This window comes from Paraburkholderia domus (assembly GCF_905220705.1).
GTDB lineage: Bacteria > Pseudomonadota > Gammaproteobacteria > Burkholderiales > Burkholderiaceae > Paraburkholderia > Paraburkholderia domus.
In genome coordinates this window covers 1-18,855 of the sequence record NZ_CAJNAT010000025.1, presented here as the reverse complement: position 1 = coordinate 18,855, position 18,855 = coordinate 1, and the positions used below count along the sequence as shown (strand labels likewise).

Here is an 18,855-nt window from a genome sequence, read left to right as displayed (position 1 = left end):
GAGGTCTGGAGCTTGTGCTGCACGCTTTCGTACTTTCAATTACATTGCGGGTGCGGTCGCGCATTCGCACCGCCTCCTTCCAATCAAATACCGGTGTCTGCCATCGTCGAATCCATGCAGCCAATCGTTTCGGTCACGAATCTGTCGAAAACCTATGCCACGGGTTTTCATGCACTCAAAAACATCAATCTGGCGATCAACCGCGGAGAAATCTTCGCCTTGCTTGGGCCCAACGGGGCGGGCAAAACCACCCTGATCAGCATCATCTGCGGCATCGTCAAGGCCAGCGTTGGCAGCGTGACGGTGGACGGCCGCGACATCGCGACGGACTATCGCGGCGCGCGCTCTCTGATTGGCCTCGTGCCGCAGGAGCTCACCACCGACTCGTTCGAAACCGTCTGGGCGACCGTCTCGTTCAGCCGCGGGCTGTTCGGCAAGCCGAAAAACCCCGCTTACATCGAAAAGGTGTTGCGCGATCTGTCGCTGTGGGACAAACGCAATAACAAGATCATTACGCTGTCGGGCGGCATGAAGCGCCGCGTGCTGATCGCGAAGGCGCTCTCGCACGAACCGCGCGTGCTGTTTCTCGACGAACCCACGGCGGGTGTCGACGTCGAATTGCGCCGCGATATGTGGAAGCTGGTGCGCTCGCTCACCGCCAACGGCGTGACGATCATTCTCACCACGCACTATATTGACGAAGCCGAAGAGATGGCCGACCGCATCGGCGTGATCAATGCGGGCGAAATCATGCTGGTGGAAGAGAAGACGGAGTTGATGCGCAAACTCGGCAAGAAGCAGTTGACGCTGCAACTGGAGAGTTCGCTCGCGGAGGTGCCTGCGGCGCTGACCGGATATGGGCTGGATGTCGCCAAGGGTGGCAACGAGTTGATCTACACCTATGAAGGCGAGGGCGGGCGCACCGATATCATCGCGCTGCTCAAAGCGCTCGACGACGCGGGCATCCGCTTCAAAGACCTGCATACGACGCAAAGTTCGCTCGAGGACATCTTCGTCAGCCTGCTTCGAGGTAACCAATGAATATCTATGCAATTCGCGCGATCTATAAGTTCGAGATGGCGCGCACCTGGCGCACGCTGATGCAGAGCATCATCGCGCCGGTGATTTCGACTTCGCTTTACTTCGTCGTGTTCGGCGCGGCAATCGGTTCGCGTATCAAGGAAGTGGACGGCATCAGTTACGGCGCGTTCATCGTGCCGGGTTTGATCATGTTGTCGCTGCTGTCGCAAAGCATTTCGAACGCGTCGTTCGGCATTTACTTTCCGCGCTTTACCGGCACGATCTACGAGTTGCTGTCGGCACCGGTGTCGTATCTGGAGATCGTCGTGAGTTATGTGGGCGCGGCGGCCACCAAATCCATTCTGCTCGGGTTGATCATTCTGGCTACCGCCGGGCTGTTCGTGCCGCTGCAAGTGCAGCACCCGTTCTGGATGATTCTGTTTCTGGTGCTGACCGCGGTCACGTTCAGTCTGCTCGGTTTCATTATCGGCATCTGGGCGGATAGCTTCGAGAAGTTGCAACTCGTGCCGCTTCTGATCATCACGCCGCTCACATTCCTCGGCGGCAGCTTCTATGCGGTCAATATGCTGCCGCCGTTCTGGAAGGTGGTGACGCTGTTCAATCCGATCGTCTATCTGGTTAGCGGATTTCGCTGGAGCTTTTATGGGCTCGCCGATGTGGATGTCGGTGTCAGCCTGGGGATGACCGCGCTGTTTCTGGCCGTGTTTCTCGTGATCGTGGCGTGGATCTTCAAGACCGGCTATCGGCTCAAGAGCTGATATGTGCTCTTCAAAACCGGTCGGCACGCCGACCGCGTTCACGCCGATCTCCTCCACGGCATAACCGCCTTCCCAATCGTTGAGCCGCTACGCCACTCTATGCATCGCTGCAAAAATATAGGTAAAACCAATTCAATGGAAAGCTAATTTGTTCTTTCCGAGGCTTTTTTGTCGTTGAACAGTCGGGCTGTGAATCCCATTCGACGAACCTCGAGGAACAAGGCGATGAATCAGGAAGATACGATTGGCCGTCTGGAACAAAGCACGATCCAACCCATTCCTGCCGCCGAGCGGCACGGCAAGGCAAGCGATCTGTTCACGATCTGGTTCGGCTCGAACATCATGTTGCTTACCATCGTCACCGGTGCGTTGGCCGTTACGGTGTTCAAACAGCCATTCTGGTGGGGCGTGCTAGGAATCGTGATCGGCACGCTGGTAGGGGCGGTTTTTATGGCCTTGCACTCGGCGCAAGGGCCGCAACTGGGCGTCCCTCAAATGGTGCAAACGCGTGGCCAGTTCGGCTCGATCGGCTCGCTACTGGTGGTGGGCCTCGTGGTCATCATGTATCTGGGCTTCTTTGCGTCGAATCTCGTACTCGGCGGCCAGGCGTTGCGCAGCCTGACACCTGCCGTCAGCGTGAATGATGGCGTGATCGGCGTGGGCATACTCAGTCTGGTGGCGACGATCTTCGGCTACAAACTGATTCACGCCTATACGCGTTTGATGACCTGGTGTTCCGGCGCGGTGCTGGTGCTCGCCTTTGTGTGGATCATCTTCGTGCATGGCCTGCCGGCTGATTTCTTCGCGAAGAACAGCGCGAATCTGACGGGTTTTCTCGGCACAATCTCGGTCGCCGCGCTCTGGCAAATCGCGTATGCGCCTTACGTGTCCGACTATTCACGCTACATGCCGGCCGACACTGGCTCACGCGTCGCGTTCTGGGCGAGTTACTGGGGCTGCTCGCTCGGCTCCATTTTCCCGATGGTGCTGGGCGCCGTGATCGGGCTGATGGTTGCAGATGGAGATGTCGTCAACGGCCTCACCACGCTTACCCATGGCATTAGCACGCTGGTGGTGATCGTGCTGTCGATCGGCATTGCCGCAACCAACGCGATGAATCTGTATTGCGGCGCGCTTTCCACCATCACGATTCTGCAGACGTTGTTTCCCTCGTGGTCCGGCAAAGCTCGAGCGCGTGCCGTCACTGCCTTGGTGCTGTTTGGCATTTCTCTGACGATTGCGTTGTTCGGTCAAAGCAATTTCCTCGCGGCGTACACGAACTTCATTCTGTTGCTGCTCTACGTGCTGGTACCCTGGACGGCGGTGAATCTGATCGATTACTACCTCGTTTGTCACGGCCAATACGACGTCGACTCTTTTTTCCGGCAGGACGGCGGCATTTATGGACGCTTTAACGGTATTGCGATTTTCTCGTACCTGTTCGGCATTGTCGTGCAACTGCCCTTCGTCGCAACCGACCTGTACACCGGGCCGATCGCGAAGAAGCTGGACGGTGCGGATATTTCATGGGTTGTCGGTCTTGCGTTGACCTCGCTGGTTTACTACGTGGGTTGCAAACGGTTTTCCCGCGCGTCGGCTCGCGCGGTAGCCTGATCGTTTCCCCACTGCTGACCGCCGCCGTGAAGACGGTTCTCTCAGGAAAACATCGAACGCGTGTAAGACAGCAAGCGCGGCACGATTTCCTCTTCCAGACGCGCCACCGTCCAGTCGCGCTTCGGAGCAGACACGACCATTGCGCCGAGCACCTGGCCGTCGGCCTCGACGATCGGTGCGGCGACGTTGACTTCAAACATGATCGATTGCTGGTCGGTGAACGCAAAGCCCTTTTCGCGCGCGGCGACGATGGCTTGTTGCAGCGTGTTTTTGTCGGTAATCGTGAACGGCGTGATCGGCTTGGGCGAGCTGTTCGCGAGCACGGTATCGAGCCGCTTATCGTCCAGCGTCGAAAGAATCGCGAGGCCGCCCGAGGTGCTGAGTGCGGGTAGCCGGCGCCCGACGAACGCAGTGTGGTAGTCAGCGTGCGGATGGCTTTGTACGTGCAATAAGTGAACGATGTCGTTTTCCGCCAGTATGCAAAACGAACAACGCAGGCCACAGTGGTCACGAAGCTGAACCAGACGTGGCCATATCGTCTTGATGATGCGGTTGCTCATCTGAAAGTTGAACAGCATGTCGAGCGTCTTCACGGTCAGCCGGAAGGTTTTGTGCCGCGCATCTTTCTCGACGTAACCGCATGCCATCAGCGTGTCGACGATTCGCTGGACGGTTGCGACCGGGAGCCCGGTCAAGCGGTGCAGGGCGGTCAGCGTAGGGACCGAGTTGGCGGGCGTGAACGCTTCCAGCACCCGGAAGCCGCGCGCGACCGACGCGATGAACAACGGATCGTCCTCGTCTTCTTCGGGGGCCGCCAACGCGTCCTTGCCTTCGGCCGGGCGCGATACCGCGCGCGACCATGTCTGGATCCTGAGATTGGAAAGCGCGCGCGCGGTGGCCAGCACGGGCTGCACAAACTGGCTGACCAGATCGTCCTCGCTCACTTCGCCAAGCCACCCCGATACCGATACCGCAGCGAGACACTCGCCGTCCGCGTCGAGCACGGCAGCGCTGATCGTCGTCAGGTCATTGACTGTGCTGCCGGTTTCGAGGACATAACCCCGCGCCGCTGCGTCCGCCAGCGAGCGTTCGCAGCTAGCCCGTTCGTCGGGCGTCAAGACAGGATCGGAGACCTCCGCTAACTCCGCGATCCGCTCAATCAGAACCTCGGCAGGCAGGCGTGACAGCATCGCGCGTCCGGGTGCGTAAGCGAGTGCCGGCAAGTGTTCGCCGATCGGCGCCATAGCGCGTGAATCGGCGGCAGACGGCACGCGCGCGATGTTGACGATGTCCGCTCCCTGCATCACCCATAGGTCCGCGCGCAGATGCGTGCGCGCGCTCAGGTCGACCAGTTCGGGCATGGCCAGATCGATCAGGTGATTCGTGCTGATGAAGGTGTGCGCGATGCACGCACTTCGGTACGTCAGCGACAGCGCCGACGAAACCTCGTCGCGTTGCAGATACCCGCAGCGCACGAGCGTATGCGTGATGCGTTGCGCGCTGCTGCGGTTCATGCCGGTCAGTGCTGCGATTTCAGCAATGCGCAGATCCGGCGCCGCCGGGCCAAACGCCTCGAGCACCGTCAGCGCTTTGTCGAGTGCTGCGATCCGGGAACGATGGTCTTCACTCATTAGGGGTTCCTCTAGGCGCGGCAAAAAGTCATTGACATCGACTTTTGGTCGAACAATGATTGCGTTAATCGATTAACAGTAATAGTAATCGTATTGCGGTAAAACGTCAAGTGTTCACAGCAAAGCCAAGGAGCAACACAGTGTCGACGTCCATCAACAGGGTCAACGAACCGGCCGCGCATCCAGGCGTGCGGATCATCGGCGGCTCCCACGCCGGCAGCCATCCGGCGCCGGCTGTCGGCGCGGCAAGCGCGTCCAATGTGCATGGCACGCCCATTATCGACGTGCGCGCCGCCCACAAGATCTATCCCGGCGACGCGTCCGGGGTTGCCCACGCACTGAAAGGCGTGTCGGTATCGATCAACGACAACGAGTTCTTCACGCTGCTGGGACCGTCAGGGTGTGGCAAGACGACACTGTTGCGCCTCCTCGCCGGGTTCGAGCAGCCTTCATCTGGCGAAATTCTGCTGGCCGGTGAGCCCGTTCATGCATTGCCGCCGTATCGCCGCCCGATCAATACGGTGTTCCAGCACTACGCGCTGTTTCCGAACATGACGGTGGCGCAGAACGTCGCGTTCGGACTGCGCATGCTCAAGCGCAGTCCGAGCGAGGTCAAGCAGCGCGTCGCCGACATGCTGGCGCTCGTCAAGATGGAAAAATTCGCCGACCGGCGCGCCAACCAGCTCTCGGGCGGGCAGCAGCAGCGCATCGCACTGGCCCGGGCGCTCGCGCCGCAGCCTCGCGTGCTGCTGCTCGACGAACCGTTGTCCGCGCTCGACCTGAAGCTGCGCCAGGCGATGCGGCTCGAACTGAAGAGCTTGCAGGAAAAGACCGGCATCACGTTTGTCTTCGTCACGCACGATCAGGAAGAGGCACTGGCGATGAGTGATCGCATTGCCGTGATGTCGGAAGGGCTCGTCCAACAGATTGGCACACCTGAAGACATCTATGACCGGCCCGCTACGCGCTTCGTTGCCGACTTCATCGGAGAAAACAACATGCTCGCCGGCCGTATTGCGGAACAGGGCGCGGGATTTGTGCGAGTCGCGGTGCCGGACGTTGGCGATTTCGTAGCGGACCAGCAAGACGGTTACGCACCAGGCGATCCGGTCACGGTGGCGATCCGTCCCGAGCGGCTTTCCTTTGCGACGGGATCGGTATCAGTCGGTCCGCGGATCAAAGGCGAGATTGCCGCCACGGTCTATCTTGGGACCGACACGGCCTGTCACGTGCGGCTCGGTAACGGACAGCGCATCGTGGTCCGCGACATGACGGCCGGCCGCGCCGCTCATCGTCCGCAAGTCGGCCAGCCGGTCTGGCTCGACGTCGCCGTCAACGCCGTCAACCTGCTGAGGGACTGAGATGCTGCAGCCAGACCTTCCCCAATCGATTCCGCTGATTGCCGAGCCCGGACCCCTGGCGCGCCGTGAACGGCGCCTGCAACTCGCCAGTTTGCTGCCGGCGCCGCTGATGATCGCGCTGTTCCTGGTCGCGCCGCTGCTACTGGTGGTTGCTTATTCCTTTATGGAGGCGAATGGCTACGGCGGCGTGCTGCACAAGTTCAGCCTCGACGCGTACATCCAGTTGCTGTTCGAACGCAATCTCGACGATAGCCTGAGCTTCACCGACGCGTATCTGATGATCGCGCTGCGTTCGATATCCGTAGCCGGCATGACGACGCTGATCACCATGCTGGTCGGCTTTCCGGTTGCGGTGTATATCGCGTTGCAGCCCGCTGCCCGGCGTAACCGGCTCATCCTGTGGATCACGATTCCGTTCTGGACCAACCTGCTGGTGCGCACCTATGCGTGGATCCTGCTGCTGCGCGATACGGGCGTAGTCAACGGCGTGCTGCAGGCGCTCGGGATCATTCACCATCCCGTCTCCATGCTCTACACCGATGGCGCGGTGCTGGTGGGCCTCGTCTATACCTACGCGCCGTTCATGGTGCTGCCGATCTACTCGAGTGTCGAGAAGATGGACATTCGCCTGATCGAGGCCGCGCATGACCTGTACGCGTCGAAAACCCAGGCGCTGCTGCGTGTCGTGTTGCCGGCGGCGGCGCCGGGCATCATCGCAGGCTGCATGCTGACGTTCATTCCCTGCCTCGGCGCGATGATCGCCCCCGAATTGCTAGGCGGCGGCAAGAAGCTGATGCTCGGCAATCTCATCTACCGGCAGTTCACCGAGGCGCGCGATTGGCCGTTCGGTTCGGTATTCGCCGTGGTGCTGCTGATCGCCATCGTCACAGCCGCCGCGTTGATTACGCTGATCCGATCCAGTCTTACCGCATCTCGTGCACGGAGGCCGCAATGAGTTTCCTTCGACGGCCAACCGTATTCAGCGCCAACCATTTCAGCGGCTTCGGCGCGATTACCGGGGCCTTTTACCTGTACCTGTATGCGCCGATCGTCGCGCTGGTGGTCCTGTCGTTCAACGGCAGTACGTCGGCCACCGTCTGGAAGTCGTTCAGCCTGCAGTGGTATGAGGTGGTGCTCCAGAATGCGGCGTTGCGCGATGCAGCCCAGAACAGCGTCGTGATCGCGCTGACAGCGGCGTCGCTCTCGACGATGCTCGCGACGATGGCCGCGCTTGCCATCGCGCGCCGGCAGCGCACCCGTACCACCGCGATGTCCGAGCGGCTCATCATGCTGCCACTCGTGCTGCCCGAGATCGTGGTTGGCGTGGCGACCTTGGGATTCTTTAGTGCGATCGGCCTCTCGCTCGGTGCGGGCAATCTGATCATCGCGCACACGGTGTTCTGCATTCCGTTCGCGTATCTGCCGATCCGCGCGCGTCTTCAAGGGATGGACACACGGCTCGAACAGGCGGCGATGGATCTCTATGCACGCGAATGGGCCACATTGCGCTTTGTGACGCTGCCGCTGTTGATGCCGGGCATCGTGTCGGGTCTGATGCTCGCCTTCGTCGTCTCGCTCGATAACTTCATCATTTCAGTGCTCGTCGCGCAGGCCGGTTCAACCACCTTGCCGATTTTCATTTTCAGCCTGATGCGCATGGGCGTCACACCCGACGTCAACGCCGCATCGACCATCATTCTCGCGGTCTCGGTGGCGCTGGTCGTTGCCGCGCACCTGATCGGCAAGGGCGGCCGTAAGCGTTCGTAGTCCATTTCCACACGTCAAGACATCACACCCCAACGGAGAGGTCATGAAGAAATTCCTGCGCACCACCGGTGTCGTTCTCGCCTGCGTTGCCCCGTCGATCGCTGCCCATGCAGCAGGCACGTTGAATCTGTACAACTGGTCCGGCTATATCGCGCCGGATCTGATTGCCCAGTTCCAGAAGCAGACCGGCATCAAGGTCAACATCGACAACTACGATTCCGAAGAGACGTTGCTGGCGAAGCTCAAGCAGGGCGGGGCGGGCTATGACATCGCCGTGACCAACCAGGCAATGATCCCGGTGTTCGTGCGCGAAGGCCTGATCGAGAAAATCGATGCGGCAAACATTCCCGGCTACAACAACATCACCGCGCGCTTTCGCAAGCCGCAATGGGATCCGACCGGCGAATACTCGGTTCCCTATCTGTGGGGCACGATGAACTTTGCCGTCGACACCAGCGTATATAGCGGCGACATCAACACGCTGAAAGTGCTGTTCAATCCGCCCGCGCAACTGCAGGGGAAGATCAATATGTTCGACTCGGCGGACGATGCCATCTCTCTGGCGGCGATCGAAGCCGGTGTGCCGGCGTGCAGCGAAGATCCCAAGCAGATGCAGAAGGTGCTGAACGTACTCAAGCAACAGAAACCCTTCGTGAAGACGTATAGCTCGAAGGCCGGTGCGATTCGCGAATCGATGGTCTCCGGCGAAATTGCGATGTCGGCGATATGGAGCGGCACGGCGCAGCGAGCGGGCGAGCTCAAGCATTCGATCCGCTATGCGTACCCGAAGGAAGGTTCGCTTGCGTGGGTCGACAACATCGTCGTGCCTAAGGGCGCGCCGGATATCGACAATGCGAAGAAGTTCATTGCCTTCCTGCTCACGCCGAAGGCGGCAGCCATGAATACCAACTTCCTCAAGTATCAGAACGCGGTAGACGGCTCCGACACCTTTGTCGCCGACGATGTGAAGCGGGCTCCGGAACTGACTCCGCCGGCAGGCGCCAAGCTGGTGTTCAAAGAGACCTGCTCGACTGCGGCGATCCGTTTGCACGACCGGGTCTGGACGGACCTCCTCAAGTAAGACATCGGGTATTGACAACAACACTGCATGGCATTGGCTCCGTGCGCGCAATCGCGTTATTGCGTTATTGCGCGGGGCCCGCAAACATGCACGCTATCCGGAAGGAGCGGCGCCCGTTAGCGGCGCATCCGTTTCTTTGCGAATTTTATGGAGCAAGTGATCAACTATGAGCGTCGATTCCACCCTTATCGATCGATCTGCCTGCGAGGTGGTCGACATGCTGCGTCGCGAAGCAGTCAGTCCGCACGATCTGCTCGACACGTTGGCCGCGCAGGTGGAACGCGTCGAGCCGCATGTCAACGCGTTGCCGACGGTGTGCTGGGAGCGCGCGCATGAGCATGCCGACGTACTGCTGCGCAAGCCGGTCGCCGAGCGCGGGGTGTTGTGCGGGCTGCCGGTGCCGATCAAGGATCTCTCTGCTGTCGACGGTGTGCGCACGACCTACGGATCCCGGGTATACGAAGACTTCGTGCCGGACACGACGGACGTGACGCCCGCGCGTATCGAAGCGAGCGGCGGTATTGTCTACGCGAAATCCAACTCGCCGGAATTCGGTGCTGGTGGTCATACGTACAACGACGTACTGGGCTTGACGCGTAACCCGTGGAAGTTGTCGCGCTCCGCCGGCGGGTCGTCGGGTGGTGCGGCGGCCGCGCTCGCATCGGGCACGGCGTGGGTCGCGCACGGCTCGGACCTTGCCGGCTCGCTGCGCACGCCGGCTGCGTTCTGCGGCGTGGTGGGCCTGCGGCCGACGCCGGGACGCGTGGCAACCGGTCCGGCGCGCGATCCGTTCGACACGCTATCGGTCCAGGGACCCATGGCGCGCAATGTGGCCGACACCGCGTTGCTACTCGACGCGATGTGCGGTTTCGAACGTCGCGCGCCGTTGTCGATGTCCGCGCCGGCCACCACTTTTCTCGATCACGCGCGACGCCCACGGCTACCGGCGCGCGTTGCATATAGCGCTGGACTCGGCATCGCCGAGCCCGAGGTGGACATCCGCGCGATCTGTGACTCGGCAATGGACCGGCTCGCCGCCCAGGGCATCGGCATCGAGCAGCCGCGCATCGATCTTTCGGCTGGCGTGAAGGCATTTCATGTGCTGCGCGGCGTGTTGTACGCGACGAACCATGCCGACGTGCTCGCTAAGCACCGCGAACTGCTGAACCCGAACGTCATCGGCAACATCGAGTACGGGTTGTCGCTCGACGGCCCGTCGATTGCCGATGCGCGGCGCACGCGAGGTGAACTGTCTCACGGCATGACGGCGTTACTCCAGACGTACGACGTGGTGATCTGTCCGGCTTCGATCGTTCCTGCCTTTCCCGTCGAACAGAAGTTCGTGGCGAGCGCGGCGGGCCGACAGTTCGATACCTATTTCGACTGGCTCGCGATCACATACGGCCTGACCCTGCTCGGACTTCCCGTGATCACGATTCCATGCGGCATGACCCGCGATGGCTTGCCCGTCGGCATTCAGATCGTGGGCAGCGCGCGCGGCGAAGCAGCCTTGTTGTCGGTCGCGGCCGCGATCGAAGCGATCATCGGCACGTGGGCCACCTGCGAGCGCGAACTGGACGTGCTCGTGCGTGCGAACGCCTGACTTTCAACCCTACAGGAGCAAGACATGACATTCCAATCCGGGACGAACTCGGCGCGCGACGTCGCGAATTATCTGCATCCCTATACGAATCTCGCCGTGCACGAGCAGGAAGGGCCACTCGTCATCACGCGCGGTGACGGTTGCTACGTGTACGACGAAGCAGGCAACCGCTATCTGGAGAGCCTGTCGGGCCTGTTCTGTGCGTCATTGGGTTTCAGCGAAAGGCGTCTTGCGGATGCGGCGGATCGCCAGATGCGCAAGCTGCCGTTCTATCACGCGTTCGGCCAGAAATCGACGGACGTGGGCATCGAACTCGCGGAAAAGCTGATATCGATGGCACCCGTGCCGATGTCGAAAGTGTTCTTCGCCAATTCCGGCTCCGAGGCGAACGATACCGCGATCAAGCTGGTCTGGTACTACCAGAACGCCGTGGGCAAGCCGCGCAAGAAGAAGATCATCTCGCGCGAGAAGGCGTATCACGGTGTGACGGTCGCCGCAGCGAGTCTCACGGGCTTGCCCTATGCGCATCGCGAGTTCGATCTGCCGATCGAGCGCATCGTGCACGCGGACTGCCCGCATTACTACCGCGCGGCGCAACCCGGCGAAAGCGAAGAGGACTATGCGACGCGCTGCGCCGACGCGCTGGAACAATTGATCCTGAAAGAAGGCCCGGATGAAGTCGGCGCGTTCTTCGCAGAACCGGTGATGGGATCGGCTGGCGTAATCGTCCCGCCGCGCACCTACTTCGAGAAAGTGCAGAAGGTGCTGAAAAAATACGACGTACTGTTCATCGCCGACGAGGTGATCTGCGCGTTTGCTCGCACCGGCAATATGTTCGGCAGCCAGACGTACGACCTGCAACCGGACATGATCACGCTAGCCAAGCAACTGTCTGCCGGTTATCAGCCGATCTCCGCGCTGATGATCAACGACCGGATCTATCGGGCGCTGGTGGAGCAGAGCAGGAAGGTGGGCACCTTTGGCCACGGCTATACCTACACCGGTCATCCGGTAGCGGCTGCCGTCGCCCTCGAAACGCTCCGGATGTATGAAGAACTCGATATCGTCGCGCGCGTGCGCGAACTCATGCCTGTTTTTCACGCCCATCTGCAACGGCTGGGCGAGCACCCGTTGATCGGCGAGGCACGCGGCGTTGGCTTGCTGGGCGGTCTTGAAGTGTCGATGAATAAGGCTCGTCGCGAAGCGTTCGCCCCGGCCGCGGGCGTCGCCGCCTATGCGGCCAGGCGCGCGCTGGCACACGGTGTGATCACGCGCGGCCTGAACGACACGGTGACGCTGTGTCCGCCGCTCATCATCACGCGCGAGGAACTCGACGAGATGTTCGACGGCATCGGCCGGGCACTGGACGATACCTATGCATGGGCAAACCAGCAAGGTTTGATGGCCGCATGAGCCGATCCGTTCGCCCTCACGTTCCGGCTACCGGCGGGAGTGGGGGCGCCATGGTTTCGAGGCGTTCCTCGAGATCAAATCGATGATCCGGTATTAGCGGGGGAGTGGCGCAGGAGGCGGGTAGGTCTGTGAATTAAGCACCAGGCTGTCCGCCTCCGCAAAATTGTTTCAGGTTGGCTTGATTATTATATTTAGGTATACAAAATGAAAGCAGGAAAGGTCTGGAGTTTCGGTATGCTGGCCGGAGTGATCGCGGCATCACCGCTCAGCACGTTCGCACAATCGAGCGTCACGTTATACGGGATCATCGATGCGGGCGTGACCTATGTCACGAACGACGGCGGCAGCCACAACATAAAGATGGACGACGGGGTGTTGGTTCCGAACCGCTGGGGACTGAAGGGTAAGGAGGATCTGGGTGGCGGCCTGTCCGCGATCTTTCAACTCGAGAGCGGATTCAGCGTATTGAACGGAAAGCTGAACCAGGGCGGTGCACTGTTCGGCAGACAGGCCTATGTCGGGTTGAACGGCAACTTCGGCAAGCTCACGCTGGGAAGGCAATACGACTTCACACATGATTACCTGTCTTCGTTCAATGTGGGTGGTTGGGACGCGAGCGGTTACGGCATTCATCAGGGCGATTTCGACCGCGAAGGGGGAGACCGGATGAACAATGCCGTCAAGTACAGGAGCCCGGACTTCAGCGGGTTCAGCTTCGGCGGCATGTACTCGTTCAGCAATCAGGCGGGGAACTTCCACGACGGCAGCGGCTGGAGCGTCGGTGCATCGTATGCGCATGGACCGCTGACGCTAGTGGGCGCCTATACCTATGTCGCAACGCCTTCGCTGGATCCCTATGGAGCGATTGGCGTGTCGACGTTCCTCGGTCAGACAGTCGCCACACATGGCGCCAATGGCGCGCCGACCGATCTGTTCGGCGACGGTTCGTTTGCATTGAGATCGCTGGCGACGTTCGGCCTCGGTGCGCAGTATCAGATCGGCCCCGTTGCGTTGCTCGCCAACTTTACGGATACGAAGCTCAAGGGAACGGGCGTAACAGAGGGGCAGTCATCGACCATGCGCGTGTATGAAGTCGGCAGTACCTGGCAGATCAATCCCGCATGGTCGGCGGCGGGTAGTTACCAGCACACCACATTCGAATCACACAACTGGAACGAAGTGTCTCTGGGACTCGACTACGCGCTATCGAAACGGACGACCCTGTATGGCACGGTGGACGGGTTGATGGCTTCCAGTGGCGTCGACCCGGTTATCGGCTATAGCTTTGCACCGGCATTGTCGAACAAGCAGGCTATTGTCCGGCTGGCAATGGTCCACACGTTCTGATCGTGAGGCAGCCGGCCGGTGCAACACTGCACGACGCAAGCTCGGCGCGTTGATACGGTGTTTGCAAGCGACCTGGCTGCCGCGATCGTGTACGGTTCATAACGTTTTGCTGTACTTGGCCCAACGCAGATGGTGCTGCCCGTTCGCCACGAGCATGCGTGTGTTCGGCCATGAGGTCAGGGTGTCTCGTGCAACCACGCGAGCAGATCACGGCGTGAGCTCACGCCGAGTTTGACGAGCGCGCGCCTCGCATAGGTTTCGACGCTGGATTTCCTGACCTTCATCGCATCGGCGATTGCCGCGTAGGTATCGCCGCGCACGATCGCCGAGCAAACCGCGCGTTCGCGTTCCGACAGCGCAGCGCCAAACTGTGCGAGGCGCGCGGCGAGTAGATCGGGTGTATCCGTATGCACGCGTGACGGGCTCGGACCCGTGACCTGTTGCGCATGGAGGGCTGCTAGCGGAAGAAGGACATCGCCCAGAAGTCGGATGCGCGCCATTTCGCTCAACGAAAAGGACGGCAAACGGCGCGACCGGCTCAGCGAAATCGAGTAGTGCGCGCCGGACACGGTTCGTAGCATGACGCACTCTTCGCGAAACTGCCTTGGCTCAAAAATCGCCTCGCGCAGTTCGCGGTCGTTCGTGTGGTCGGCCGAGCGCTGAATTACCTCTACTGAATCGAGTGCCGGCACACGTGTCATGACCGGATCGCGCTCGGCGAATCTGCGCATATAGAGCCGCATGATTTCCCGCTGATGGGCCTGCTCGCGGGCGTCGACGTGACTGCCGATCCATTCGGCATGCGGCTTGCCTCGTGCGCAGTGCTGCGCGCTCAATCTCAGGACGTGGAGCGAATCGAAGGCGGCGAAGCGCTGGATGAATTGACTCAGAGCCGCGAGGAAATGGGGCGTGCCCACGCGTTCGATGACGGGGCCTAACCGCTCGAACGCGGTCCGGTCGGAGACGAAAGCCTGGTCCAGTGATTCAGCGAGGAGGATCATGATCGCAAGAAAGTGAGCGCTTCGATCCGTTGCACGTCGATTCGTCATTCGATTCGTGGCGTGCCGGATCGTTACTCTCGATGATACGCGCGGTGCACTTGCGATGCATGCTGAAAACGGGTCCGCGCGTGTGTCCGCAGACCGGGGTGAACGCTCTGGCTTTGCGGAAACGGCTATGCGCCGCGATGCCTCGCGCATTGACGGAACAGGCAAATGAGGTCGGCTGCGATATGAGCGCCAGCCAGTGCCGTGATATCAGCGTGATCGTAAGCCGGCGCCACTTCGACGACGTCCGCGCCAACCAGATCGATGCTGCCGAGACCGCGAACGATCGCCAGTGCCTGTGCGGTCGAAAGTCCTCCGGGTACGGGTGTTCCCGTTCCGGGGGCATAGGCGGGATCCAGACAGTCGACGTCGAACGTCAGGTACGCGGGCCGCGTGCCCACGATAGTTCGGATCTTGTCGAGCACGGCAGATGTTCCCTGTGTATGGACCGAGGGCGCGTCAAGGATGTTGAAATTCATGAAGTCATCGTTCCACGTTCGAATACCGATTTGAACAGAGTGCGACGGATCGATGAGACCTTCTTTTACGGCCTTGTAGAACATCGTTCCGTGGTTCAGGCTGTCGGGGCGGTCGTCGGGCCACGTGTCGCAATGCGCGTCGAAGTGGATCAGCGACAGGGGACGTCCGTATTTCTGCGCGTGGGCGACCAGCAACGGATAGGTGATGTAGTGATCGCCGCCCAATGTCAGCATTTTTGTGCCAGCGTTCAGGATAGTCTGGGCGTGCTCCACAATCGTTTGTTTGATCGTTTGTGGATTGTGCACATCGAGCCAGCAGTCGCCGTAGTCGACAACGGCGTAGTCGTTGAACGGATTGATACCCCACGGGTAGGGCAGCAAGGTTCCGAGTTGGGCGCTTGCGGCGCGCATCGCACGCGGTCCTAGTCGCGCACCAGGGCGGAAGGTCGTGGCGAGGTCGAGCGGTACACCGGTTATCGCCAGATCGACGCCGTCCAGATCATGCGTGTATTTGCGCCGCATGAAGGACAGCACGCCCGCATAGGTATTTTCGCGCGATGATCCATACAACGACTGCCGGCGAATGGCGCCGTCGCCGAATGCGGTGTCTCTGGTATCCATACAGATAGTCCCCTTCATTGGAGGTGGCGGCTGATTACACGAAACACGCATACCTTATGCAATCTTGTGATCGTGGTCTGCCATGCAAAGAGGGGACAACCAGAAGAATTGCCTCAATACCGGCGGAGCTTCTATTTCGGTGACGCAATTGGGGATTCAGGTGCGGTGGCGGTGTTCGCTTAAAGGGCGGTCGCACCGGCTGCGTCTCTGGAGGAATGCGGAAGGGCGACACGATAGCATCTGTTTTCGAGGCAAACGCGTTGTGGCAATGGAACGGGTCGAGGGGGGCAGTTGGACGCGTTGTCTCGACTAGGGCGCCTGACGGCACCCTCGACTCTTGAACGAGAGCTTACTGTGCCACGGGAGGACCGCAGTTCGGCCATTGCGGACATTCGTCGTTCAGTTGCAATGCCAACGATCGTCCGTTTCCGGGTGGTTCAGTGGAAGGCAGTAGCCGTTAAGGGTTATTCGATGCCTGCCATCAACCACAGGCATGCGACGGGCCTCTGCGCGTGTTGGCAGGCGTCGAATAAGCCCGATGGAGGAAACCGCGGAGTGCCCCGACGCGGTTAGGGGTTTCGCGGCTATGGTGATTGATAGGCCGGGGTGGTCAGTGATGTCGGATGCGGGACGGTCAGGCGGGGTGGCGGACGGGCACTGACGCCGTAGCGAAGCGGCGCAGCCGTGCATTGGCGATGATGGAGCGGGCGGCCGAAGCGCTTCGCGAAGAGACACGCACAAACGTCCCCCCTTGGGCCGCGTTGCCGCAGAGCCAACGTTCGACAGGCAGGTCGAGGAGTTGTGGAGTTCATGTCTGATCCCGGCGCATTGGCGGTGCGCGGATCGGGGCGCTGCGCGCGAGGATATCGATGACGATCATCGGTGCACCGCAGTGCCGGCAGATGAACACGGGGCGGGTTTCGACGACGGCGTCGTCCGGTGACGGGCTGATCGCGGGTGCGAGGTGCAGCAGATCGCGCACCTTCGCGAGACTGGAGCGGCGTACCGGGTTGGCGAGCAGCCCGTAGTGACGGATCCGATGGAAACCACCGGGTAACACATGGAGCAGGAAGCGGCGTATGAATTCGCCGGTTTCAAGGGTCATGGTCTTGTAGCGGGTGTGTCCCTTCGCGCGGTAGTCCTTCCAGCGGAACGTCACGCCACGCTCATCGAAGGCGACGAGGCGCTGGTTGGAGATGGCGACCCGGTGTGTGTAGCGTGAGAGATACTCGAGCACTGCTTCCGGTCCGGCGAACGGGCGCTTGGCGTAGACCACCCATTCGCAGCTACGTAGCGGCGCAAGCCACCGGGCAAAGGTGGAGGAGTCAGCGAGCCCGCTGTATTCGCCGAAGAACTGCAGGTCGCCACGGTGATGAACCGACTGGAGCGCCTCGAGGAAGCGGCGCCGGAACAGGCGTGACAGGACACGCACGGGCAGGAAGAAGCCGGGGCGGCAGGCGATCCAGCGTTCGCCGTCAGGCGACAGTCCGCCACCGGGGACGATGCCGTGCACATGCGGGTGATGTGTGAGAGCCGAGCCCCAGGTGTGCAGCACAAGCGTGGCGCCGATCCGGGCCCCGAGGTGTCTGGGATCTGCGGCGATCGTGCGCAGCGTGTCGGCGGCGATGTCGAGCAGCAGGCCGTAGATGATCCGTTTGTTGTACCAGGCGATCGCACTGATGGGCGCGGGCAGCGTGAAGACGATGTGGAAATACTCGACAGGTAGCAGATCGGTCTGGCGTGCCTCCAGCCAGCGGTGTGCGGCGCTGGCCTGGCACTTTGGGCAATGCCGGTCCCGGCACGAGTTGAAGGACACTTCAGTGCCTGCGCAGCCGGAACAGCGCAGCACGTGTCCGCCCAGCGCCGCCGTGCGGCACTGTTCGATGGCTGACATGACCTTCAGCTGCCCCAGGCTCAGGCGTGTCGTGGCTCGCCACTCTGGCCCGTGGCTGCGGAAGATGTCCGCAACCTCCAGCATGAGATGCTGCGGGGTATGGGCTTATCCAGGAGGCAGGCGGTCCAGTGGACTGGTGACTTCATGCAGCAGGTCGGTGGCCACCTGCACATAAAGTGCGGTGTTCTCAAGCTTGGCGTGGCCGGGCAGAACCTGGATCACGCGGATATCCACCTTCTGTTCGAGGAGATGCGTCGCAAAACTGTGGCGCAAAGTATGCATGGATACACGCTTGTCGATGTGCGCGGCTTCGGCGGCGGCATGAATGGCGCGGTTCAACTGTCGCGTGCTTAACTGGTCGAGCGGATCGAGCCCGGGAAACAGCCACCCGCCGTCAAACATCTTGCCCTGCGCACGGGCCATGCGCCACCATACGCGCAGACGCCCGAGCAGCACCGGCGAGAGCATGGCGTAGCGGTCGCGGCGGCCCTTGCCCTGCTCGATATGCAGTGTCATGCGTTCGCTGTCGACGTCGGTGACCTTAAGCGCTACCACTTCACTCGCGCGCAGCCCGGCACCGTAGGCGACCGACAGCGCAGTCTGGTGCTTGAGGTTGCCGGCTGCCTCGATCAGCCGCCGCACTTCGTCGGGACTGAGCACGACGGGCAATATGCGGGGAACGCGCACCGGTTGCATCCTGACCATCAGCTCGGGCCGGTCGAGCGTGACCGTGAAGAAGAACTTCAGGCCGGTGATCGCGTGGTTCAGCGACACGGCCGATGTGCCGTGATCGACCAGATAGAGCTGGTAGCGGCGCAGGTCCTCGACGGTGGCCGTGTCAGGTGAGCGCCCGAGAAACCGGGCAAACTCACGCACGATGTGTAAATAGATGTCCTGCGTCTTGGGGGCTAGCTGGCGCATGCGCATGTCGTCGATCATGCGTTGGCGCAATGGGCTGACGTTTGCCGGTAAGGAGGTCATGATTCGGCTCCTGTTGAAGAGCGAGGCGGATTGCCTCGTTCACCAACATAAACCGCGTGACCGGCTTGACCTTCACCTCCAGCGTCGGATCGTAGCCCCTACCGCGTGAGCGGTTTAGGCAGTATGACTTTCCGTGAGTCAGTGGCTGGCCCGCCACGAGGAATCAGACGCGGGTTAGCATTACTGCCAGAGCCGCATGGTGTGCACAGGGGCACACC

The 18,855-nt window shown here is 61.0% G+C and carries 15 protein-coding genes; 10 read left to right on the top strand and 5 right to left on the bottom strand.

The window, feature by feature from the left end:
* Nucleotides 1-114: 114 nt before the first annotated feature.
* The 3 genes from KHO31_RS29825 to KHO31_RS29815 all read left to right on the top strand — a co-directional run bounded on the left by KHO31_RS29825 (nt 115) and on the right by KHO31_RS29815 (nt 3,413).
* Nucleotides 115-1,041: an ABC transporter ATP-binding protein gene (locus KHO31_RS29825; RefSeq protein ID WP_201073531.1), complete on the top strand. Its 927-nt coding sequence runs from the start codon at nt 115-117 to the stop codon at nt 1,039-1,041.
* Nucleotides 1,038-1,799: an ABC transporter permease gene (locus tag KHO31_RS29820; protein WP_093633049.1), complete on the top strand. Its 762-nt coding sequence runs from the start codon at nt 1,038-1,040 to the stop codon at nt 1,797-1,799. Before KHO31_RS29825 ends, KHO31_RS29820 begins: the two co-directional genes overlap by 4 nt.
* Nucleotides 1,800-2,024: 225 nt before the next feature.
* Nucleotides 2,025-3,413 (top strand): purine-cytosine permease family protein, encoded by a 1,389-nt coding sequence (locus KHO31_RS29815; protein ID WP_211624799.1) that lies wholly within the window; start codon nt 2,025-2,027, stop codon nt 3,411-3,413.
* Between the two features lie 41 nt (nt 3,414-3,454).
* Here KHO31_RS29815 and KHO31_RS29810 read toward each other — a convergent pair whose 3' ends face one another.
* A complete protein-coding gene (locus tag KHO31_RS29810; protein ID WP_211624797.1) occupies nt 3,455-5,044 on the bottom strand; it encodes an IclR family transcriptional regulator in 1,590 nt (529 codons plus the stop codon).
* Nucleotides 5,045-5,184: 140 nt separating this feature from the next.
* Here KHO31_RS29810 and KHO31_RS29805 point away from each other — a divergent pair, with 140 nt between their 5' ends.
* The 7 genes from KHO31_RS29805 to KHO31_RS29775 all read left to right on the top strand — a co-directional run bounded on the left by KHO31_RS29805 (nt 5,185) and on the right by KHO31_RS29775 (nt 13,616).
* Entirely contained in the window at nt 5,185-6,405 is a 1,221-nt protein-coding gene (locus KHO31_RS29805) for an ABC transporter ATP-binding protein (RefSeq protein ID WP_211624795.1), read from the top strand.
* Between the two features lies 1 nt (nt 6,406).
* Nucleotides 6,407-7,360: an ABC transporter permease gene (locus tag KHO31_RS29800; RefSeq protein WP_211624793.1), complete on the top strand. Its 954-nt coding sequence runs from the start codon at nt 6,407-6,409 to the stop codon at nt 7,358-7,360.
* A complete protein-coding gene (locus tag KHO31_RS29795; RefSeq protein WP_211624791.1) occupies nt 7,357-8,172 on the top strand; it encodes an ABC transporter permease in 816 nt (271 codons plus the stop codon). The genes KHO31_RS29800 and KHO31_RS29795 overlap by 4 nt, the downstream gene beginning before the upstream one ends.
* A gap of 43 nt (nt 8,173-8,215) precedes the next feature.
* Nucleotides 8,216-9,253: an extracellular solute-binding protein gene (locus KHO31_RS29790; protein ID WP_211624789.1), complete on the top strand. Its 1,038-nt coding sequence runs from the start codon at nt 8,216-8,218 to the stop codon at nt 9,251-9,253.
* A 166-nt stretch (nt 9,254-9,419) separates the two neighbouring features.
* Nucleotides 9,420-10,856, top strand: a complete 1,437-nt coding sequence (locus KHO31_RS29785; RefSeq protein ID WP_211624787.1) for an amidase — start codon at nt 9,420-9,422, stop codon at nt 10,854-10,856.
* Between the two features lie 24 nt (nt 10,857-10,880).
* Complete coding sequence (locus tag KHO31_RS29780) at nt 10,881-12,269, top strand: aspartate aminotransferase family protein (RefSeq protein WP_211624785.1); 1,389 nt, start codon at nt 10,881-10,883, stop codon at nt 12,267-12,269.
* Nucleotides 12,270-12,473: 204 nt separating this feature from the next.
* A complete protein-coding gene (locus KHO31_RS29775) occupies nt 12,474-13,616 on the top strand; it encodes a porin (RefSeq protein ID WP_211624783.1) in 1,143 nt (380 codons plus the stop codon).
* Nucleotides 13,617-13,792: 176 nt separating this feature from the next.
* On the opposite strand, the gene KHO31_RS29770 is transcribed toward KHO31_RS29775, so the two are convergent.
* From KHO31_RS29770 to KHO31_RS29755, 4 genes are all read right to left on the bottom strand, one after another.
* Entirely contained in the window at nt 13,793-14,665 is an 873-nt protein-coding gene (locus tag KHO31_RS29770; protein WP_211624781.1) for a helix-turn-helix transcriptional regulator, read from the bottom strand.
* Nucleotides 14,666-14,790: 125 nt separating this feature from the next.
* Entirely contained in the window at nt 14,791-15,762 is a 972-nt protein-coding gene (gene speB, locus KHO31_RS29765; RefSeq protein ID WP_211624778.1) for an agmatinase, read from the bottom strand.
* A gap of 808 nt (nt 15,763-16,570) precedes the next feature.
* Nucleotides 16,571-17,740, bottom strand: a complete 1,170-nt coding sequence (locus tag KHO31_RS29760) for an IS91 family transposase (protein WP_211624776.1) — start codon at nt 17,738-17,740, stop codon at nt 16,571-16,573.
* A 21-nt stretch (nt 17,741-17,761) separates the two neighbouring features.
* Nucleotides 17,762-18,637, bottom strand: coding sequence for a site-specific integrase (locus tag KHO31_RS29755; RefSeq protein ID WP_211624774.1), 876 nt, complete (start codon nt 18,635-18,637; stop codon nt 17,762-17,764).
* Nucleotides 18,638-18,855: the final 218 nt, after the last annotated feature.